Source organism: Mycetohabitans sp. B3 (assembly GCF_021498065.1).
Taxonomy (GTDB): domain Bacteria; phylum Pseudomonadota; class Gammaproteobacteria; order Burkholderiales; family Burkholderiaceae; genus Mycetohabitans.
The window spans coordinates 33,145-54,109 of sequence record NZ_JAHLKN010000035.1 but is presented as its reverse complement, the minus strand read 5'-3'; the positions used below and the strand labels follow the sequence as shown (position 1 = coordinate 54,109).

The window sequence follows — 20,965 nt, the reverse complement described above, 5'->3', positions numbered from 1 at the left end:
CGCTCAGCGGCAGTGAATCAGTCGCCTCGGCAGTGGATCAGTCGCCTCGAGCAGTTCACGGCGATCTGTCGCAACGATGATGCCTGGGGGGCCAGTCAGCGGACAGCAATCGATGCGGCGCACTGCTCCAATTCGGGACAATTGTTGCAAAACAGGGCAATTAGCGCATCAGCGCGATGGCGAGACATTCCTCTCATCGGCGATCCGGGTCAACCACCGCTACCCACCGCTACCTCCTCCCGCCAACGCGCACCGTTGGCACGCTTCTGGCTTTGGCTCGGTGCCGCGCGCGTCGAAGCACGGCACCGAGCCAAAGCCAGTCTATGGATATGTGAGGAGCGCACCCGAGATGAATCACGCTGAAATGCAGTTCCTAACCACGGAATTCCCGTACAAGAAGCAATATGCCAACTTCATCGGCGGTGAATGGGTGGCGCCAGTCGGCGGCGAGTACTTCGACAACATTTCGCCGGTGACCGGCGAGCCGTTCACCGCGGTGCCCCGCTCGCGCGAGGCCGATATCGAACTCGCGCTGGACGCCGCGCATCGTGCCAAGACCGCATGGGGCAACACTTCGCCGACTGAGCGAGCGAACATCCTGAACCGCATCGCTGATCGCCTGGAAGCCAACTTGACGCGCATAGCCGTCGCTGAGACGATCGACAACGGCAAGCCGCTGCGTGAGACGATGGCTGCCGACATCCCGCTGGCGATCGATCACTTTCGCTACTTCGCCGGCTGTCTGCGCGCACAGGAAGGCTCAGTGTGCGAAATTGACCACGATACCGTCGCGTATCATTTTCATGAGCCCCTGGGCGTGGTCGGCCAGATCATTCCATGGAATTTCCCGATCCTGATGGCCGTGTGGAAGGTCGCGCCGGCACTGGCCGCCGGCAATTGTGTCGTGCTCAAGCCGGCGGAGCAAACACCCGCGTCCATCCTGGTCGTGATGGAGCTGATCCGAGACCTGCTGCCGCCGGGCGTGCTGAACATTGTCAACGGTTTCGGTCTCGAAGCAGGCAAGCCCCTGGCGTCGAATAAACGAATCGCCAAGATCGCATTCACCGGCGAGACCACCACCGGCCGGCTAATCATGCAGTATGCGAGCCAGAACATCATCCCGGTGACGCTGGAACTGGGCGGCAAAAGTCCGAACATCTTCTTTGCCGACGTGATGGATCGCGACGACAGCTACTTCGACAAGGCGCTCGAAGGCTTCACCATGTTTGCGCTCAACCAGGGCGAGGTCTGCACTTGCCCGTCGCGCGTGCTAATCGACGAGAAGATTTATGACCGGTTTATTGAACGCGCGCTCAAGCGCGTCGCTGCGATCACGCAGGGGCATCCGCTGGATCCGAAAACGATGGTCGGTGCGCAGGCCTCGCGCGAGCAACTCGAGAAAATCCTATCCTACATCGACCTGGGCAAGCAGGAAGGCGCGCAATGTCTGATCGGCGGCGAGCGCAATGCCCAAACCGGCGAACTTGCCAACGGCTACTACGTGAAGCCGACCGTGTTCCGCGGCCACAATAAGATGCGCATCTTCCAGGAGGAGATCTTCGGGCCGGTCGTCTCCGTCACGACGTTCAAGACCGAAGACGAGGCACTGGACATCGCCAACGATACTTTGTACGGACTGGGCGCCGGCGTTTGGACTCGCGATGGCACACGCGCGTATCGCCTCGGCCGCCAGATCCAGGCCGGACGCGTCTGGACCAATTGCTATCATGCGTACCCCGCGCACGCGGCGTTTGGCGGATACAAGCAATCGGGCATCGGCCGTGAAACGCATAAGATGATGCTTGATCACTATCAGCAGACGAAAAACCTGCTCGTCAGCTATAGCGACAAGCCGCTGGGCTTGTTCTGACGATGACGTCCGATTCTCGCTGCGAGTGCCGCGCGTCGTCGCGACGCCGGCGGCACTCGCAGTGATTGAGTCGCTGCGCCAGGAGCACGGCGCGCTGATCTTCCATCAGTCCGGGGGCTGCTGCGACGGCAGCGCGCCCATGTGCTTTCCTGCCGGCGAGTTCCTGATTGGCGACTCGGACGTGCGGCTCGGCGAGATCGGCGGCGCGCCGTTCTACATGAGCGCCGCACAGTTCGAGTATTGGCAGCATACGCAGCTCACGATCGACGTGGTGCCGGGCAACGGCGGCCTGTTCTCCGTCGAAAGACCGACCGGCCTGCGCTTCCTGACGCGCTCCAGGCTCTATACTGACGAGGAAAACGCGTGGTTGGAACGGCATCCGGTCATCCGTCCCCTGCTGCGCCCGGCCGGGTACCCGACCCGGGGCACGCGCGCCGCAGCACGCCTGCCGTCACCGCGGTCGCATTTATTAGGCGAGCAGGCACGATTCCCGCAACAACCATTTTGCCGCAGGCCATTCGACGCACTCGGGCACGCGGCACATCTAGATCGTTGCTGGCAAGGCAACGCACCGATCGTTCCATCGCTGCGCCAGTAAGCGTGTAGCATGGAAGCATGGGGTGGCGTGGACACACGCGGGTCGCATGCGTGACAGCGATCGAAAACGGCAGTATTTAGATGGAGGCTTGTAGCAGGATGGACATCCTCGAACTGGCAAAGCAATCCGGCTTTTTCGTGACGCTAGACGGTAAGATCGGGCGTGAGCAGTATCAAAGCGTGCACGGTTCGGTCACCGCTCTACAACGCTTCGCGGAAGCGGTGCGCACTGAAGCGGATCATGAGCGGCACGGAAAATGCGCGGCGACGCCCCAACGGGGGACACGCCAAACCGGGTGACACGGCGCGCGACAGCCCGAGCGCGGGCACGGGGCACGAAACATGGAGACCGGCACGCACAGATGTCTCGGGGCGGGCGGCCTGGCCTACCGCGCAACACGTGTGCGTCGGGTCATCAAGCACGGCGGCGCCGGCGAGCACCGGCGCAGGGTTCTCTTTGTCTTTATATTGATAGCGCGCTGGCACCCCAGCGTACTCAGCCGCGAAAGGCGGCTCCCCTCTATCCCTGTTGCACAGAAACCACCGCCGCCAGCACACCGCCGATCAACGAGCCGGCGACCGGCACCCACGCGTAGCCCCAGTCGCTATCGCGTTTGCCCGGTATGGGCAGCAGTGCATGCATAATCCGCGGACTCAGGTCCCGCGCCGGGTTCATCGCATAGCCGGTTGTGCCGCCAAGCGACACACCGATGCCCAGCACCACCAATGCGACCGGCAGCGCATTAATCGCGCCCAGGCCCACAGACGGTGCGGCCATGTGCAGCACCGCGTACACGAGCACGAAGGTGGCGACGATCTCTGACGTGAGGTTGCCCAGCGTATTGCGAATCGCCGGGCCCGTGCAGAACACCGCGAGCTTTGTGTCCGGGCCATCCGTCGTCTCGAAGTGCTTACGATAAACGAGCCAGACTACGAACGCGCCGAACATGCCGCCGAGCATTTGCGCAGCTGCATAGGCCAGCACCTTAGCCCACGCGAACTTGCCAGCGACGGCGAGCGCCACAGACACGGCCGGGTTCAAGTGCGCGCCGCTATAGGCAGCCGAGCAGAGAACACCCACGAATACAGCCATTGCCCAGCCTATCGTGATCACGATCAGCCCGCTATTGTGACCCTTCGTGCGCCCCAGAATCACATTGGCGACGACGCCGTCGCCGAGCAATACCAACAGGGCGGTCCCGATGAATTCCGCGATCAACGCATTAGTCATGATCATCTCCGTTGTCGTCAATCAGGCCGCCGCCCACAGCATCGCGGCGGACACCGCGCGCTGCCAGCCGGCCCTGTGCCGCGCCATCTCCTCCGAATCCAGCGCCGGCGTGAAGCGCCGGTCCAGCTGCCACTGGTCGCGGACCTCATCGAGGCCGTCCCAGTATCCGGTCGCCAATCCCGCCAGGTAGGCGGCGCCGAGCGCGGTGGTTTCCGTCACGCGCGGGCGCACCACGTCCACGCCGAGAAGGTCCGCCTGGAATTGAATCAACAGATTGTTCTCGACCGCGCCCCCATCGACGCGCAGCTCGGTGATCGGCTGGCCTGCATCGGCCTCCATTGCCTTGAGCACGTCAAACGATTGATGGGCAATGCTGTCCAGCGCGGCGCGGGCAATGTGCGCGGCCGTGGTACCCCGCGTGGCACCGAACAATGTGCCGCGTGCGTGCGGATTCCAATGCGGCGCGCCCAGGCCCGCGAAGGCTGGCACCAGGAACACGCCATCGCTGTGCGGCACGGAGGCGGCCAGCGCCTCAATATCGGCCGCCTGCTTAATGATCCCCAGCCCGTCGCGCAGCCATTGCACCACGGCGCCGCCGATGAAGATACTGCCCTCCAGCGCGTAGGTGGTCTTGCCGTCGATTTGCCAGGCAATCGTCGTCACGAGGTTGTTGCGCGACTCAATCGGCTTGTCGCCGGTGTTCATCACCAGGAAGCAGCCCGTGCCGTACGTATTCTTGACCATGCCGGGCGTGGTGCACATTTGCCCGAACAGCGCGGCATGCTGATCGCCCGCCACGCCAGCGATCGGGATCCGCGACGCAAACACAGTGGTCTTCGTAGCGTCGTACAGCCCCGAGGACGGCTTGACCTGCGGCATCATGCTGCGCGGGATGTCCAGTTCGGCTAGCAGTTCGTCGTCCCAGTCCAGCGTATGGATATTGAACAGCATCGTGCGGGACGCATTGGTCACGTCCGTCGCGTGCGTATTGTGACGCGTGAAATTCCAAATCAGCCAGCTATCAACCGTGCCAAACGCGAGTTTGCCCTGCTTAGCACGCTCGCGCGCACCAGCGACGTTGTCCAGGATCCAGCGGATCTTCGTCGCGGAGAAATAAGCATCGATCGGCAAGCCGGTCTTCGCGCGAACCGCGCTCTCAAGGCCGCGTGCCTTAAGCTCGGCACAAAAATCGGCGGTGCGCCGGTCCTGCCAGACGATGGCGTTATAAATCGGCAGCCCGGTATCGCGGTCCCATACAATTGTCGTCTCGCGTTGATTTGTGATGCCCAATGCGTGGATCGACCCACCGTTCAGCCCCGCGCGCACGACGGCTTCGGCGGCGACACCTGCCTGGGTCGACCAAATTTCCTGCGGATTGTGCTCAACCCAGCCGGGTTGAGGATAGATCTGGCGGAATTCCTTTTGAGCAGTCGATACGATATTGCCCCCGCGGTCGAACACGATCGCGCGCGAGCTGGTGGTGCCCTGGTCCAGCGCCAGGACGTACTTGCCTTCCATGACTGTCTCCGTCGGTTTGGCCGTTGTTGAACGCTGCACCGTCTATACAGTGCAGTGCCGCGCGAGGCGAGGCAGTCCGGCCATCATGTTCTTTTTTTGAACATTCAATCCCGTCATTACGCCCACTACATCGCTGCGCGAAATTTAATGTTCTAATTCGCAAATGTAAAGTCCGTTTTCGAACATATTAGGGAAAACCCTTGGTTGACAACGCCTAATTTAGATTAAAGTGTCAATTCTATCTGGAAACGCACGTGCATACCGCGCACGCGGCGTGACACGCCTCACTGGCGCACATCCCATGGCACCGCGTCCGATATCGGGATGCGGTGCCAACGTTCAGGCTGCTATCATCCGGCTGCGCTCGTGCAACGGCACGCCGTGCAGTTGATCAAGCTTTTCCCGCAGCACGCGACCGATTTCCGCCGACGGGCCCAGCCGGTCCATATCGTCGTGCGTGCACGCGATGTCATGGGTCTCGATCTTCCCCAGCACATAGGGGCGCCAGGCGTCCAGCGCGATGAGCGCCGAGGATCCGCCGCCCGGTATCGTGGCCCGGAAAAAGAGCATATCTGCGCAATAAATCCGCGGCGTAAAGGTCTTCACGAGGGAATAATTGTTACGCATGACCTCCCGCGTTCTTTCCAGCGCATAGCCAGCCCCGTCGGCCGTTCCAGGGTCTCCCTCGTACCGCGCCAGCGACCTGATATAACTTGCATCCAGTTCTGGCTGGAAACTGTCGCCCCGCCAGCGATGGTCAGGCAGGCTGTCCAGCACGGCCAACAGCGCGATGCGCTCCCCCTGCTGCTCGAGCTGCGTCGCCATGCTGTGCGCGATATTGCCGCCCAGTGACCATCCCAGCAAGTAGTATGGCCCGTCTGGCTGGATGCGCCGCATTTGCTGGATGTAGTCGAGCGCCATCGCGTCGATGCTCGTGGCCAACAACGAAGGATCGTCGAAGCCCCGGGCCTGGATGCCATAGACCGGCTGCTCGGGCGGCAGGTGTGAAGCCAGGTTCCGGTAGTGCCAACTGAGCCCGCTGACAGGATGGATGCAAAAAAGCGGGGCACGCTTAGCCGGCACCCGAATCGGCACCAGCACTGGGAAGGACTCATGCGGCGCGGCCGAGGGCGCAAGCACGGCCTTACTCAGCGCCGCGATGCTCGGCCGGCTAAATAGCTCATGCACCGGGATGGTCACGCCCAACGTGGCACGACAACGTTGCGTCATTTGCAGAGCCAGCAACGAATGCCCGCCGAGTGCGAAGAAATCATCGTGACGCCCGATACACCGCACGCCGAGCAATTCAGCCCATAGGGCGGCGAGCGCAGCTTCGAAATCGCCCTGGGGCGCCTCATAATTCTGCAGCACAAAAGCGTCGCTGTCGGGCGCCGGCAACGCCCGCCGGTCGATCTTGCCGTTCGGCGTAAGGGCAAACGCGTCGAGCCTCAAAAACGCGCTTGGCACCATATAGTCCGGCAACGCGCCTGCCACATGCGCGCGCAGCGTGACCGGCAACGATTCGCTAGGATCGGCCACGACATACGCGACGAGCCGCTTGTCTGCTCCGTCGCCCACCGCGACCACGACAGCCTCCCGCACCAGGGGATGCTGGGTCAGGCACGCCTCGATCTCCGCGGGCTCGATGCGGAACCCGCGGATCTTGACCTGATCGTCGTTACGGGCAACGAACACCAGATTGCCGTCGGGCAGGTAGCGGACCAGATCGCCAGTCCGGTACATCCGCGCGCCGGTCTCGGCGCTAAACGGATCGGGCAGGAAGCGCTGCTCCGTGAGATCTGGCCGGTTCAGGTAGCCACGCGCCACCCCGGCACCGCCGATATACAGCTCGCCGACCACACCTTGTGGAACAGGATTGCGTTGCTCATCCAACACATAGAGCCGGGTGTTGGCAATCGGGCGACCGATCGGCGGCGGGTCATCGTCGGCGCTCAGCGGCCCAGACGTGGCGACCACGGTCGTCTCGGTCGGACCGTACTGGTTGACCAGCGTAAGGCCATCGGGCAAGGACCGCGTCAACGCCGGGAAGCGATCCCCACCAGTTAACATATAGCGCAACCCGGACGGCAGTAGATTCTCGGTCAACGCCATGGCGGCCAACGGCGTGACGAGGAACGCCACATCTAACGGCTGCTGCTGCCACCAATGCAGCAGCGCGCAGATATCATTGCGCACCGTGCCGGGCGGGATAAATAACGTACCGCCGCCGAGCAAGCCCGGCCAAATCTCCCATGCACACGCATCGAACGCCACACTGGCAGTGACCGAGCTGCGCGTGCCAGGCCGCACATCGAAAGCCTCGTTATGCCAGGTACAGAGATTGACCAGATTGCGATGCTCGACCATCACACCCTTAGGCGTGCCGGTCGAGCCCGACGTGTAGATAACATAGGCGAGGTGACGTGCGTTCAAGCCAGGTACGGCCGGATTGGTTTCTACCCCGTGCTGGACGTCCTCGGGGTCGATCACGACAAGCGGCGCGAGCGCGTCCTCGCCCAGTGCTGCCCGGCCCGCGGCATCAGCTAGCAGCACCACGGGGGCCGCATCATTGAGGATGTGCGCGAGACGCGCATTCGAATAGGCCGGATCCAGCGACAGATAGGCGCCGCCCGCTTTCAAAATGGCCAGCAGCCCCACGACCATCGCCGCCGAGCGCTCCATGCAGATGGCAACGCGCATGTCGGGCCGCACGCCGAGCGCAATAAGCTGGTGCGCGAGGCGGTTGGCCCGGGTATTCAGTTCGGCATACCGAATCGTCTGCGCCCCATACACTAGCGCGACTTGATCCGGCTGCTGCATGACGTGGGTCTCGAACAAGCGGTGCACGCACTGGCTGGCCGGATACGCGCGCGCCGTCGCATTCCATTGGACCAGCAAACGGTGCCGCTCCTCGGCATCGAGTAGCGCTAGGCGGCCGATGGACTGCGCAGGTTCAGCGGCAGCCCGCTCGATAAAGCGGATCAAGCGGTCCAAGTGCGCGGCGAACGCGTCGTTCTTATAGGTAGTAGGGTTCACGTCGAACTGCAACTGCAGCGGCTGATTGTCCGACAACGCGTACACCGCCACCGTGACATCTTGCGCCGGTCCGCTCACCAGGTTGTGATAGCTGGCGCGACACGGTCCCATGGTTAAGTCGTGAAACGACATGACATTGACCAGCGGACCGAGCAATGGATGCCCGGACGGCAACTGAAGTTTGCGGCACAGCGCTTCCTTCGGATAGCGCTGATGACGCAAGCCATGTTGAATGTGCTGCGCCGCCTGTTCCATCAGCGTCGACAGGTCCATGTCCGGCCGTACGCTGAAACGTAGCGGAATAATGTTCGTCAATGAGCCTGGAATGCGCTTATCTTCGCCGAAGCGGGCCGCCACCGGCAGGCCCAGCACCACTTCTTCCGCGCCAGTCAACCGATGCAGGTAGGCTGCGAAGACCGCTGTCAGAAACTGCGCAAACCGCCTGCTGTCCGTGGCATAGCGCCGTACTGCGGGGCCGGACAGCTGCCGCTCATATCTGAGCCGATGCTGCAACGCGGGCGCCGGCTGGGCAGCGAATGAGATCGGCACGGGCCAGTGTGCACAATACTCGAGCCAATACGCTTCATCCAGCGCCCATTGCGACGAACCCCGATACTGGAAATCACGCTCCAACAGATCCGATAGGGGGGCGAACGGCGGATCCGGGTCAACGCCGGCACACATGGCAGTATAGACGTGCGCGACACGCTGGCTGAGCAGGGCAACTGAATAGCCGTCCATTAGCACATGATGATGGCGTTCATACCACAGGACTTCATTGGGGGCCACGCGCAACAGCGCATTGCGAAACAGTCCTGTGCCCGTCAAGTCGATGGCACGCTCATAGTCAGCACGCATCCACGCCTGCGCGGCGACCCAGGGATCGGCCTCCTCGCTCATATCGACGAGTTGCAACTCCCAGTGCGGCGACGCAACGTATTGCCTGATCTGGCCATCAACCTCGACGAACTGCACACGCAGGCTCTGCGTTTCCGCGACGACCTGCCGCAAAGCCGCCTCGAACAATGCGACGTCAAGCGGACCGCGGATCGCAGTGTATTGAGCGACGTTGTATATTGGGCTGTCCGGATGAATCAATTGAGCGAGCCAGATTTCCGACTGCGCGCTGGTCAACGGATAGGTACACTGGCTGGGTGGGGCGTGCATCGATAACCTCCAGGCCCGCGGTTGCCGCGGGTTTGGCTAACAGCTGAAAGCTGGATGCACAATATTGCAGGAGGCGAGCAATAGAGCAGCCCATTCGACGCGCGGTGACGAATGAAATAGCGAAAAACCGCATCAAATTTCGGACACAGATTAGCGCCAATCTGTCACTTAGATTAGGCAGACGATCGGCGTATCGCGGATTTACATCAAGTTATCTCAGGCAGTCAGCGACACCGCTCAACGGTGTCGCGTTCAGCGCCATGCGCTTGCCGATTACTTTAGTGAATTTCCGTCCTCCGGCATGTCGATATCCGACGCCTCGATGCATTGGAATTGTCCAACGATTGATGTACTTAAGCTGCTGTGGCTGTTAATCTGGCCAACTTCTGAACCAAGACGCATTGTCTTGGATTCGCGCCTGGGCTGACTTGGGAAACTGGTTGACTTTCATAAAGCGTGTGATCTCACCCATCGCCACTTTCCATTGGCGATTGTTCAGGCTACATAGCAAATGTTCGTTCCGAAGCTCGCCCAGTACTTCCCATAAAGTAGCTTCGTCCATACCGTTCAGTAGACTCAGTCCCTGCTGCCACACTCGTTTTGACAGCGAGTCGTTCATAAAATGAAGACAGGAGATTATCCCGACTGTCGCCTGTGTACGCTGCGCCGTAGGCACGCGCCCCAAATAGCGCTCCAGCAACGCCAGCTCCTGCGCCTGTTGTTTAGGTGACAATCCGTCAAGCCCTGCGGGCAAACGCCGCAGTGCAACCCCCCACTGGTCGTCGGGTAGCGATAGCGCCCAATCGCGCATTTGCGCATACCGCGCGGGTTGCTCCGCTCTCGGCAAGCGCCACACGGCATTTGCCAACGCGCCAACCGATGCGCCTTGATGAGAGGGGGACAGGCGTAGCGCGTAGTCGTGTAAGAGCGCATAAAGCTCAAGAATGCGCGAGTCTTCCGGGCTGAACTTAGAAAGTGAATGGGTCAATGTGGGAATGATCTGCGCTTGCTCGGCTACGCTCAACGACGGCAGCCGTGCCAGAATCTTGTAATACCACTGAGCATACTCAGGGGTCTCAGGTGTGTCGAGGGAAAAATTCGACAGTCCAAGCGCCAGTTCCGGCCATACATTGTCCTGCCCGGGCTCACGCTGTTCGGCCAGCGCGTAGGCAAAGTCAAATAGTTCCATCCATTCGCGCTCATAGGTGAAATCCCGGTGCATGAGCAACAGCGCTTTTTGTATCTGCACGCCGTCTTGCGGGATACGCTGCGCGGCTGCGAATAAACGCTTAAACACATCGCCGCGATCTGCGCTGTGTAATGCTCGCAGCCGCTGGCATAGGGCGTCCATGGGTTCAACGTGCTGCGCTGGATCGGCAAGCGTGCCGTCCATCTCATCGAGCAGGCGGTTGATCGACTCAAAGGTCACCGCTTGTTTTGCTCGTTGCCAGTAGCTATGAACGAGGCGCCTAGTCTGCATCGCATAATAGGTGCGCCGATCGACGGTGGCAAACGGCATCACGTCTTGGACGGGCACGTAGTCACCAATGCGCGCGATGACTTCGGTCGGCAGGTCCTGGTAGGTGGTGGGCCGCTTGGCCGATGGGTTTGACCACGCGGCGCTGGGCGGCTACAGTGGCGGTGGCGCCGACGCAGCGGGTGCCGGGCGAGCCTCTAACGCGCAGATATAGGCCTGATAGTCGTTTAAAGCGGCATTCAAATCGAAGTCCATCGGCAAGCTCAGCAAGAAGTAAAGAAGACGCCACGCGTAGCGAGGTTGCGCAGCAGGCTAGCGAAAAGTAGGCACAGGCGCGCAACGATACGTCGCAAGCGCGAGGTTTTTGGCGAGTAACATAAGCGTGCGGATAAGCCGCGGTATGACAAGCGGGCGATGCAAGCGAGCAACGACAGAGGACATCGGCCGAGCAATCACTTAATGTGCATAGCATGTAAGATCGTTTCGGCCCAGGAGTTGTTGTTGAGGCTAATCAAAAAACTGGTCCATTCAGAAATAAAAAACCCGGCATGATGCAACCTTGGCAAGCAAAAGGTCATGCCGTGAAGAAGAGCCAATACACTGAAGAACAGATTGCATTCCAGGTGGGCGTACGAGAACGGCGTCAAGAATCGACTTCTCACGTCCTGGCAAGCCGCCTTCTCTATTCACGGTCCGCGGCATCGCAGAGAGGCATAACCTTGTAAAGGCTTTCATCTGGGATTTAGATAGAAACGATTTTCTTTATCTTTTTTGATTTCCATTCGTAACAATATCTAAAATCGGTCTATTGTGAAGGATCTGCTACGTGCACATGTGTTTCCACGGATACCCACTGCCATGCGGACTTTACGTAAAATTTGCAATCAATTTTCTCTAACTTTACCGACGAACAGTGCGAAATGGACAAGCTTCATGCACTCCAAGCTACGGGTGTATGGTGAGGCCGGGAATGGTCGAATGTGACTGAGCCTGCACCATCATTTATTTGATCCGCACGTTGTTTCGGCTGCGTGCTGGTTACCATTGCTAGCTTCGCACAAATTTCTTCAAAAGTGTGAGTGGCCAACAAATGAGGTAACAACTTCCGCATATCAGTATGGCACTATCCGCCAAGAACATGGCATTCACAGTCCATCGCTGTGCTCAGCTTCCCGTTTTCGGCTAGCCTGCTGTGCGGCCTCATGTCGTATTGCGCCGTTTTTTTATCGACTGCCGAGCTTACAGATGGACTTTGATCTGCGTGCCGCTTTGAACGACTACCAAGCCTACATATGCGCGTTGGAGTCGTGCCCGCAGCCTGCTGCGTCGGCGCCCCCGCCGACACTGAGACCAGCAGGCGGTGGGCTGGTGAACCCACCGGCCAGTCGGGCCACAACATACCATGACCTGCCGCGCGAATTAATTGAACGGATCGGTGACTACGTGCCCGTTCAAGACGTGGGAAATTTTTCAGCAGTCGATCGTCGCACGTACCATGCGATGCAAAGTCGGCATTCAGTCTACCGCTACTGGCAACGAGCCAACCAAGCCGTGAGCCTCGCGTCAGTCAACCAGCTGCTCAGTGAGATGGATGGCACGCTCGCCGATCCGGCGCAGCACGTCGAGCCGCTTGAGGCGCTGCGCCAGCGGTTGGAAGCGTTGCCATATCGCGAGCGCGGCGAAGCCTTCAAGCGCGTGTATGCGGCGGCGCAGCGCATTCCGAAGGATGGCGTGCAAATACAAAAAGCGCTGTTGTTGCACTCATTGCGCGATTTTCATTGGAGCCATCGCGATGAATTATTCGACTTCGCTTACGCGATGGCGCAGCGGCGTGCGCCCGAAGAAGATAATGTTTGGACGGAACTCGCTGACAGTTTGAGATTCTTGTTGTTTGGCTCAGCTGAGTTTATCGAGCGTTATCAGGCGCTCGTAGCTCGGCTTGCGTCCTTAAGGATGTCCGAGCAAGCGGAGCTGATCCCGGTATTGTGTCGGCGAATGATTCACTTTGCTGGAAGCAACGACCGCCTCCCTGGACTGTATGCAGTGTTACGCGAACAAGCGTTGCAGCTGCCGCCCTCTCATCAAAGCGAATCGGTTGGCATGTTAGCCAGCGCCATATGGGTTTTGCCAGAAGTGAACCGGCTCGCCCAGTACACGCAGCTGCGTGATGTGGCGCTGTCGCTGCCTGACGAACAGTTGGGCGTTGCGCTAAGCTATCTTCCAGAGGGGTTGACGAGGTTACCGAGCGAGCATCATGCACACGAACTTCAGTTACTGGAGCCGGCATTGCTGCGCGTACTGCCAGCGCAACGCACGCAGGTCACACTCGGCCTACTAACGTATACCCACAGATTGGACGATGCCCTGGCGAAGTGGGTCTGGCAGCAAGGCTTGAGTCTATTGAATGGCGCAGGCGAAGCCTGCTTTATGCGATGTGCTTAGCAGACTTCGAGCGCGGGGTGCGATACGTAACTTAGACGATCATCAATGGGATATGGCGGTGGTTGAGATTACCCGCTTTATGGAAGACAACCAGTTCTCCGAGCCGGCCCGGGCACGATTCCAGGACAGTCTGCTTTGGCTCAAAAGTTAGCTACATTAACCTGCGGCTGAACCAGCATACTTCGTTTATCTGGGGAATTCTTTAAACTCGATTGCGGGCCGGTTTTTTGTAAACGATTGATCCTATAGAGTTCTCAGGAGATTCAAGAACCGAGCGGGCAAGCGATGACAGCACGTGTTGCGCTGTAAGTATTTTGGCGCGCTACTGCCAAAGCCGCCCCCCTCGGGCGAAGTGAGCGCAGCTAGGCTATACCGAAATCGTCTTCGTGGAATGGCGCAATTGCTGCAGGCGTAAGCGACTAAAAAGCGATTATTGCTTAGTCACCGATGAGCCAAAACGCGCGGTCAGTCGTTCGATGATGCTTGCTCTCGCCGTGGCGCATTAGGCTTAGACGAGCGTCACGTTCGTTCACCATGGGCCAAGGCTTGCCTTTCGGTGCCGGATGCAGCCTCACACTATGATTAATGGATCGGTCCTGCTTCGGAACTTGCGTGGCGAGCGATATTTCAACGCGCTATGAGGATGCTTTTCGTTGTAGTGGTCGCATCTTCAACGGCCTCAATCCGATGGACGCTACCATGATTGGCGCCCTCAGCAGCGCCGCCGTCGTCAATAAGCTCGGCCAGCAATACGCGAAGCCCAACCTTACCGGCTATCGAATCGCCGTGTCGCTCAGCAACAGCACGCCTCGTACATTCCACGTGCCGTCGCCCGGTGAATTGCGTCTCGGCAATCGCGTCAGCATTGACGACAACCGGTTGGCGCGCTACTGACCACGCTCGCTCACGCATCTTCCCCTACGCCGTTCGGGGCAGGCAGTGGCTCCTGCCCGGCGTTGGTGGGTGGGGGCGGATGCCCTGTCATCGTCGCCTTCTGCGCCTCGGTGAGTCGGCGATCCGCCGCGGTTGGCACGTCAAGGCGTTGCCGTGGCGCGCCTGCCGGTTGCGGAGATCGCGCCTCACCCGGCTTCGCCGGTGCATCATTTGACTTTCGTTCCATTAGTCGTGCTCCTCAATCTAAAAACCCGTGTCGGTCGAGCCCAGTGCGAGCCAGCTTCCCTCCCGCACCCACGGCCAGGCCGCCGCCGCGCCGCGTACCGCCCCACCAGCGCCGCCACCGATGCCCGGCACGCCGGCGCACCCTGCCAATGTTCCAGCAGACCGCATTCCCGACCCAGGGTGTGACGGGCATGCAGATTGCGCCGCGTGCCTTCTCTCGCAGCTGCCGTGAAACACCATGCCTGACACACCGGCCCCAACTGAAACACGAGCTACCCCACGCTGCCGGCAGCGCCCTGCGCACGATGCCGATGCGTGCGAGCAGTTGCGGTACGTGAGCGACACGCAGCCCGGCTATACGCGCCGTGCGGTTAATGGCCGGTTCGCGTACTTCGACACACGCGGCACGCGCATTCGCGATCGCGCACGCATCGAGCACATCAATGCACTGGCGATACCGCCCGCGTATACCGACGTGTGGATCTGCCCGGACCCATACGGTCACTTGCAAGCCACCGGCCGTGATGCGCGCGGGCGTAAGCAATACCGCTATCACGCCGCGTGGCGCATGATGCGCGATACGCACAAATACGCACGGATGGCCGACTTTGCGCGCGCGTTGCCGAGGATCCGCGCGCGCGTGACGCGGGACCTGCAGCGTCCGGGGATGCCGCGCAAAAAAGTGGCCGCGGCGCTGGTACGGCTGCTCGACCGTACGCTGGTGCGGATCGGCAGCCCCGAATACGCGCGCGACAACCGGTCCTACGGTTTGACGACCCTGCGCAAACAACACCTGGCGCTCGACGCCGACCGCATGCGGCTACGGTTCCGTGGCAAGAGCGGCGTCGAGCACGACGTCGACATCGACGACCCACGTATCGTGCGCATCGTACGGCGCTGCCTGGAGTTGCCTGGTCATGAGCTATTCCAGTATGTCGACGAGCATGGCGAGCGGCACGCCATCGGTTCGACCGACATCAATGCGTACCTGCGCGAGATAAGCGGAACTGGATTCACTGCAAAGGACTACAGAACGTGGGCGGGTAGCGTCCTTGCACTTGGCACGTTGCGTCAGATTCCGCCGTGCAGCCTCACGCGTGCGCGCCAGCATGTAGTTGACACGGTCCGGCAGGTCGCCGATCTACTGCGCAACACACCTGCCGTATGCCGTAAATGTTATATCCATCCCGTAGTAATCGAAGCTTTCGAAACAGGTGCGCTTGCCACACTTAAGCCGCTGCGCCAGCACCGACGCCTGAAGGCCGACGAAGCGCTGTTCGCGTCCCTGCTTCACCATCACGCGCGCACAGCCCGCGCAGTGTCGCGCCGTACCCGACGACTCCTGATGATTTTTGGAAATCAGCGTCGTTCAAGTGGTAACTTACGCTCGCACGCGACATCTTCAGCCGGCGTACGGCCTCGCTGAGATTGCCGGCTTCGAGGTTTCGACCAGCAACGTAAGAGCGGTCAAGTCCATGGTGGCACACGCTCGCAGCGCATGAGGTATGACACATGGTGCATGGCGCCATCACGCGATGGTTCAAAATTTTTTGACAGCCTGTCAATCACTGTTGTAAGTGTCATACAAGTCAGCGATTGGACAATCGGCCGGCGAAGCGCGCCGCGCGCCCCCACCTATTGCGGAGATACGCCCAATGACCCTCGTTCCCTCCCCGACCCAACCCGTGAGCCATGAACGACACGGTAAGGTTCTGGTTGTCACGATTGACCATCCGCCGGTTAACGCGCTTGGCGTCGCGGTGCGCCGCGGGCTGATCGACGCGATCGACGCCGCTGAAGCTTGCGGCGAGGTCGCAGCGGTGTTGCTGCTCGGCGCGGGCCGCCACTTCATCGCTGGCGCCGACATCCGTGAGTTCGGCAAGCCGCCATTGCCGCCGTCGCTGCCACAGGTGTGCCAGCGCATCGAATCGTGCTGCAAGCCCGTGGTCGCCGCGATTCACGGCGCGGCGCTGGGCGGCGGCTTGGAAATCGCGCTGTCCGCGCACTACCGGATCGCCATCCCCGGCGCGAAACTCGGCTTGCCGGAAGTGCAGCTCGGTCTGATGCCGGGGGCCGGTGGCACGCAACGCACACCGCGACTGATCGGCGCGCGTGCCGCGCTCGATCTGGCGTTGAGCGCACGTCATGTCGGCATCGACGAAGCACTCCAGCTCGGACTACTGGACCGCGTCAGCCAGAGCGACGACACGCGAGCGGAAGGCCTGGCCTATGTGCAAGCGCTGCTGGCCTCGCACGCCGGAGTACGTCCGACCCGTTCCGCCAAGGCGCTCGCCGATCGCGACGCGAGCCATGCGGCCGTGCAAGCCGCCCGCGCCGACGTCGCGCGCCGCTCGCGTGGACTGTTCGCGCCGCTGAAGATTGTCGAGGCGATCGAAGCAGCGATCGATTTGCCGTTCGATGAAGGGATGAAGCTTGAACGCCAGGCGTTCCTGCAATGCCTTGATAGCCCGCAGCGCGCGGGGCTTGTGCACGCATTCTTCGCCGAGCGTGAAGCCGCCAAGACACCGGAAAGCCAGCATGCATCGCCGCGCACGATCGACACGGTCGGCGTGATCGGCGGCGGCACAATGGGCGCCGGCATCGCGGTGGCCGCGCTCGATGCGGGCTTTCCGGTAACCATGATCGAACGCGACGATGAGATGCTGGCACGCGGGCGGGCCCACGTGCAACGGGTCTACGACGCACTGATCGCCAAGGGCAAGCTGAGCGCGTCGGCCAGTGCCGCCACACTGTCCCGGCTCAGCGGCAGCACATCGTATGATGCGTTGGCCAACGTGGATCTGGTCATCGAAGCGGTATTCGAGGATCTCGCCGTGAAGAAAGCCGTTTTCGCGAAACTGGACCGCGTCTGCCAGCGCGGCGCCGTGTTGGCGACCAACACGTCATATCTGGATATCGACGAGATTGCCGCCAGCACCGGGCGCGCGAGCGACGTGATCGGGCTGCACTTCTTTTCGCCAGCCAACGTGATGAAGCTGCTCGAAATCGTCGTGCCAGCCAACGTGGATGCCGACGTCGTGGCTACGGCGTTCGAGTTCGCCAAGCGCCTACGCAAAACGCCTGTGCGAGCCGGGGTGTGCGACGGGTTCATTGGCAACCGGCTATTGGCCGTGTATCGTGCTGCCGCCGATGCGATGATGGAGGACGGTGCCTCACCGTACCAGATCGATCGCGCGATCCGCGATTTCGGCTTTCCAATGGGGCCATACCAGGTCATTGACCTGGCCGGCGGCGATATCGGCTGGGCCGCCCGCAAGCGCCGCGCGGCCACGCGCGATCCGCGCGCCCGCTACGTACAGATTCCGGATCGCCTGTGCGAACGTGGCTGGTTCGGCCAAAAAACCGGTCGGGGCTACTACTTGTATGAGTCGGGCCAACGCACCGGCACGCCCAATCCCGAGGTCGAGGCCATCATCGCGTCCGAGCGGCAGCGGGCCGGGATAACACCGCGCGAATTCACTGACGAGGAAATCGTGCGCCGCTATTTGGCCGCCATGATCAACGAGGGCGCCAACGTCGTGCATGAGCGCATTGCCTTGCGGCCACTCGATGTGGATGTTGTGCTCGTACACGGCTACGGATTTCCGCGCTATCACGGCGGCCCGATGCACTACGCCGATACCCGGGGTCTGGCGAACGTGCTCGCCGATATCCGGGAATTCGCGCGTCAAGATCCGTTGTTCTGGCAACCGTCGCCGTTGCTCGTCGAACTCGTGGACAAAGGCGCCACCTTCGCGAGCCTGAACCGCACGCCAACGCGTAGGCGCAACAGCCCGTCGCCCTGGCGGGCCGCTGGCATATACTTTGCGTGAGCGGCGTCTGGCCGGTTGTCCGGACGTCGCGCGACGCTTGTGCTCTGGCATCCTTGACATTCGCCCGTCTGGAAAGTCGCTATATTGAGCGCCGTCCGGTCGGCGCGACCCTAACGCTGCACACGAACAATCAACACGAGTCAAGTTCAGATTCGCATCAACTGGGTAGTTTTTACACGATGACGAAAATCCGACAAGGATGTTGTCAGTGCCAAGGAAAGCACGATCGATGGTATGAACGCCAGTCTTAACGCATCAATGACACTCAAGGAGAGTCTGGAACAGGCAATACGCGACAACACGTTCCGGCTACGCTATCAACCCCAGGTCGATCTGACCAGCGGCTGGATAGAAGGGGCCGTCGTATCGCTGTATTGGCCGGCCCTGGACGGCGAGCCGATCGCCCAATCGGCCCTGCTAAGCGCCGCGCACGACAGCGAGATCGCGGTCGAGCTAGGCGAGTGGATGCTACGCCAGGCCTGCCAGCAAAACTACGAGTGGCAGCAAGCTGGTCTGCCGCCGATCCGTGTCGCAGTGCCGATCCCCGCTGCGCTATTCCGCGTGCAGGACGTTGCGCAACGCGTGGGAGCGATCTTGCAGCAGGCGCAGTTGCATGGACGCTACCTGGAACTGGACATCGCGGAAACGGCATTGCTCGAGGATTTGACCCATGCTGATGCGGCGCTGTCCGCGCTGCATGCGCTGCAGGTCCAAAGCACCGTCACGGACGTGCGTTTTCGCGCGCAGGGCGATGAGCACCTAGCCACGCTACCATTGGACCGGATCAAGCTCGATGGCGCGTTAGTGTCGCCATCGGCCAAGGCGCGCACCGGCGAGACACTCGCCAGGCTGCTAGTGGCACATGCGCACTCCACCGGCCTAAAGATCGCCGTCTATGGTGTTAACAGTTTCGAACAATTTGAGTTTTTTCGGCATCTCGAATGCTTTGAGATGGTCGGCAATTTCTATTATCGTCCGATCGACAGCGCCATGATGTCGCAACTGCTCAACCGCGAATCGAAACCGCCATTGCTCTGAGGTGTTCAACCGATCCGCGCAAGTTGTGCGAAGATGCGACAATCGGAAACTTGCAACGCGTTTCGGAGCTGCAACATGGGCAAGCAGGCCATTGGCGTGATCGGACTCGCGGTCATGGGCCGCAATCTAGCATTGAATATCGAAAGCCGCGGCTACGCGGTATCGGTCTACAACCGCACGCGTGAGCGCACTGACGCGTTGATCACGGCATTCCCAGATCGCAAGCTGGTCCCGACTTATACGTTGCAAGCGTTTGTCGAATCGCTCGAAACGCCGCGACGTATTCTACTAATGGTCAAGGCCGGCGCGCCGACCGACGACACCATTGCTGCGCTCAAGCCGCTGCTGGATCGGGGGGACGTGCTGATCGACGGCGGCAATACCCATTTCACCGACACGATGCGCCGCCATCGCGAACTGGCCGACGCTGGCTTGCATTTCATCGGCGCTGGCGTGTCGGGTGGCGAACAAGGCGCGCTGCACGGCCCGTCGATCATGCCAGGCGGGCCGCGTGACGCATACGAGCGTGTCAAACCGATCCTCACGCGCATTGCCGCGCGTGCCGGTGATGGTGAGCCATGTGTCGCGTACATGGGGCCGGACGGCGCCGGCCATTATGTGAAAATGGTCCATAACGGCATCGAGTACGGTGACATGCAGTTGATCGCCGAAAGCTATGCCGTACTCAAGCATGTCGCGGGCTTATCCAACGCGCAATTGCGCGACGTGTACGCGCAGTGGAACGAAGGCGAGCTTGACAGCTACCTGATCGATATCACGTCCAAAATCTTCGCGCGCAAGGATGACGAGACCGGCCAAGATCTGGTCGATGTCGTGCTTGACCGCGCCGCGCAGAAAGGTACTGGCAAATGGACTAGCCAGAACGCACTGGATCTGAGCGTGCCATTGCAGTTGATCACCGAGTCGGTGTTCGCCCGTATGCTGTCCTCGCTCAAATCCGAGCGGGTGACGGCCAGCCGCCAACTGAGCGGCCCGTCGCCGCGCGCGCTGGCGGGCGCGCGCGAGCCGTTCGTCGAGGCCGTCCGGCGCGCGCTGTATCTGAGCAAGGTGATTTCGTACGCACAAGGGTTTGCGCAATTGCGTGCCGCATCCGATGAATATGGATGGGATTTGCCATATGGCACGATCGCACGCATTTTCCGCGCCGGCTGCATCATCCGCGCGCGCTTCCTGCAAAAGATCACCGACGCATATGCGCAGGATCCGGCGCTAGCCAACCTGTTGCTCGCGCCCTATTTCTGCGATGTCGCCGCACAATACCAGGCGGCGCTGCGCGAAGTTGTGATTGCGGCGGTGCAAGCCGGTGTGCCGGTGCCGGCGTTCGCGTCGGCGATTGCGTATTTCGACGCGTACCGCGCCGAAACATTGCCGGCGAACCTGATCCAGGCGCAGCGCGACTGCTTCGGCGCCCATACGTTCGAGCGCATCGACAAACCCGGCAGTTTCCATGCCCGTTGGATATAGCAGCACCGCTTCGTCACAGCGCCGCGTGTGCCGTGCCGCCCTACCGCAACGTACACGCAGCCGTTCCTGTTGATCGATTGTTCTATATTCATGCTGCGTAATGCTGTTTCGCCCCAGCCGTCATTTTGCCTACCCGGCTCGTGCTACATCGG

13 protein-coding genes and 2 pseudogenes are annotated in these 20,965 nt (G+C 60.9%); 9 read left to right on the top strand and 6 right to left on the bottom strand.

What is annotated here, in order from left to right; translation table 11 throughout:
* Nucleotides 1–349 precede the first annotated feature (349 nt).
* The 3 genes and pseudogenes from adh (at nucleotide 350) to KQH55_RS10315 (ending at nucleotide 2,767) form a co-directional block, all read left to right on the top strand.
* Nucleotides 350–1,870, top strand: a complete 1,521-nt coding sequence (gene adh, locus KQH55_RS10325; RefSeq protein ID WP_235090772.1) for an aldehyde dehydrogenase — start codon at nucleotides 350–352, stop codon at nucleotides 1,868–1,870.
* A gap of 19 nt (nucleotides 1,871–1,889) precedes the next feature.
* Nucleotides 1,890–2,261, top strand: a pseudogene (locus KQH55_RS10320) (DUF779 domain-containing protein); the annotation flags it as partial.
* A 305-nt stretch (nucleotides 2,262–2,566) separates the two neighbouring features.
* Complete coding sequence (locus tag KQH55_RS10315) at nucleotides 2,567–2,767, top strand: hypothetical protein (protein ID WP_076788266.1); 201 nt, start codon at nucleotides 2,567–2,569, stop codon at nucleotides 2,765–2,767.
* A gap of 220 nt (nucleotides 2,768–2,987) precedes the next feature.
* On the opposite strand, the gene KQH55_RS10310 is transcribed toward KQH55_RS10315, so the two are convergent.
* The 4 genes and pseudogenes from KQH55_RS10310 to KQH55_RS10295 all read right to left on the bottom strand — a co-directional run bounded on the left by KQH55_RS10310 (nucleotide 2,988) and on the right by KQH55_RS10295 (nucleotide 11,166).
* A complete protein-coding gene (locus tag KQH55_RS10310) occupies nucleotides 2,988–3,698 on the bottom strand; it encodes an MIP/aquaporin family protein (RefSeq protein ID WP_235090770.1) in 711 nt (236 codons plus the stop codon).
* Between the two features lie 21 nt (nucleotides 3,699–3,719).
* Complete coding sequence (gene glpK, locus KQH55_RS10305) at nucleotides 3,720–5,216, bottom strand: glycerol kinase GlpK (RefSeq protein ID WP_076794388.1); 1,497 nt, start codon at nucleotides 5,214–5,216, stop codon at nucleotides 3,720–3,722.
* 339 nt (nucleotides 5,217–5,555) lie between these two features.
* A complete protein-coding gene (locus KQH55_RS10300) occupies nucleotides 5,556–9,419 on the bottom strand; it encodes a non-ribosomal peptide synthetase (protein WP_235090768.1) in 3,864 nt (1,287 codons plus the stop codon).
* A gap of 370 nt (nucleotides 9,420–9,789) precedes the next feature.
* Nucleotides 9,790–11,166 (bottom strand): annotated as a pseudogene (locus tag KQH55_RS10295) (hypothetical protein).
* A gap of 975 nt (nucleotides 11,167–12,141) precedes the next feature.
* On the opposite strand from KQH55_RS10295, the gene KQH55_RS10290 reads away from it, so the two are divergent.
* Both KQH55_RS10290 and KQH55_RS10285 read left to right on the top strand, forming a co-directional pair.
* Entirely contained in the window at nucleotides 12,142–13,338 is a 1,197-nt protein-coding gene (locus KQH55_RS10290) for a hypothetical protein (RefSeq protein ID WP_306666084.1), read from the top strand.
* A gap of 612 nt (nucleotides 13,339–13,950) precedes the next feature.
* The gene (locus tag KQH55_RS10285) at nucleotides 13,951–14,232 is read left to right on the top strand and encodes a hypothetical protein (protein ID WP_076794390.1); all 282 of its coding nucleotides are present in this window, start codon (nucleotides 13,951–13,953) and stop codon (nucleotides 14,230–14,232) included.
* A 10-nt stretch (nucleotides 14,233–14,242) separates the two neighbouring features.
* On the opposite strand, the gene KQH55_RS10280 is transcribed toward KQH55_RS10285, so the two are convergent.
* Together KQH55_RS10280 and KQH55_RS10275 are read right to left on the bottom strand one after the other, a co-directional pair.
* Entirely contained in the window at nucleotides 14,243–14,458 is a 216-nt protein-coding gene (locus KQH55_RS10280; protein ID WP_076794391.1) for a hypothetical protein, read from the bottom strand.
* 17 nt (nucleotides 14,459–14,475) lie between these two features.
* Entirely contained in the window at nucleotides 14,476–14,625 is a 150-nt protein-coding gene (locus KQH55_RS10275) for a hypothetical protein (protein ID WP_170872351.1), read from the bottom strand.
* A 70-nt stretch (nucleotides 14,626–14,695) separates the two neighbouring features.
* On the opposite strand from KQH55_RS10275, the gene KQH55_RS10270 reads away from it, so the two are divergent.
* The 4 genes from KQH55_RS10270 (at nucleotide 14,696) to gndA (ending at nucleotide 20,813) form a co-directional block, all read left to right on the top strand.
* On the top strand, nucleotides 14,696–15,883 hold the full coding sequence (locus KQH55_RS10270) for a DNA topoisomerase IB (protein WP_235090767.1): 1,188 nt from the start codon (nucleotides 14,696–14,698) through the stop codon (nucleotides 15,881–15,883).
* Between the two features lie 229 nt (nucleotides 15,884–16,112).
* Nucleotides 16,113–18,290: a 3-hydroxyacyl-CoA dehydrogenase NAD-binding domain-containing protein gene (locus KQH55_RS10265; protein ID WP_235090765.1), complete on the top strand. Its 2,178-nt coding sequence runs from the start codon at nucleotides 16,113–16,115 to the stop codon at nucleotides 18,288–18,290.
* A gap of 234 nt (nucleotides 18,291–18,524) precedes the next feature.
* Nucleotides 18,525–19,328, top strand: a complete 804-nt coding sequence (locus KQH55_RS10260; protein WP_076794394.1) for an EAL domain-containing protein — start codon at nucleotides 18,525–18,527, stop codon at nucleotides 19,326–19,328.
* Nucleotides 19,329–19,403: 75 nt separating this feature from the next.
* Nucleotides 19,404–20,813, top strand: coding sequence for an NADP-dependent phosphogluconate dehydrogenase (gene gndA / locus KQH55_RS10255; RefSeq protein WP_235090763.1), 1,410 nt, complete (start codon nucleotides 19,404–19,406; stop codon nucleotides 20,811–20,813).
* Nucleotides 20,814–20,965: the final 152 nt, after the last annotated feature.

Excerpts from the sequence above, each read along its gene's own strand:
- KQH55_RS10270 (WP_235090767.1), top strand. The coding sequence starts at position 14,696 with ATGCCTGACACACCGGCCCCAACTGAAACACGAGCTACCCCACGCTGC.
- gndA (WP_235090763.1), top strand. The coding sequence starts at position 19,404 with ATGGGCAAGCAGGCCATTGGCGTGATCGGACTCGCGGTCATGGGCCGC.
- KQH55_RS10280 (WP_076794391.1), bottom strand. The coding sequence starts at position 14,458 with ATGGAACGAAAGTCAAATGATGCACCGGCGAAGCCGGGTGAGGCGCGA.
- KQH55_RS10260 (WP_076794394.1), top strand. The coding sequence starts at position 18,525 with ATGAACGCCAGTCTTAACGCATCAATGACACTCAAGGAGAGTCTGGAA.
- KQH55_RS10300 (WP_235090768.1), bottom strand. The coding sequence starts at position 9,419 with ATGCACGCCCCACCCAGCCAGTGTACCTATCCGTTGACCAGCGCGCAG.
- glpK (WP_076794388.1), bottom strand. The coding sequence starts at position 5,216 with ATGGAAGGCAAGTACGTCCTGGCGCTGGACCAGGGCACCACCAGCTCG.
- KQH55_RS10275 (WP_170872351.1), bottom strand. The coding sequence starts at position 14,625 with ATGCGGTCTGCTGGAACATTGGCAGGGTGCGCCGGCGTGCCGGGCATC.
- KQH55_RS10310 (WP_235090770.1), bottom strand. The coding sequence starts at position 3,698 with ATGACTAATGCGTTGATCGCGGAATTCATCGGGACCGCCCTGTTGGTA.
- KQH55_RS10290 (WP_306666084.1), top strand. The coding sequence starts at position 12,142 with ATGGACTTTGATCTGCGTGCCGCTTTGAACGACTACCAAGCCTACATA.
- KQH55_RS10315 (WP_076788266.1), top strand. The coding sequence starts at position 2,567 with ATGGACATCCTCGAACTGGCAAAGCAATCCGGCTTTTTCGTGACGCTA.
- adh (WP_235090772.1), top strand. The coding sequence starts at position 350 with ATGAATCACGCTGAAATGCAGTTCCTAACCACGGAATTCCCGTACAAG.
- KQH55_RS10265 (WP_235090765.1), top strand. The coding sequence starts at position 16,113 with ATGACCCTCGTTCCCTCCCCGACCCAACCCGTGAGCCATGAACGACAC.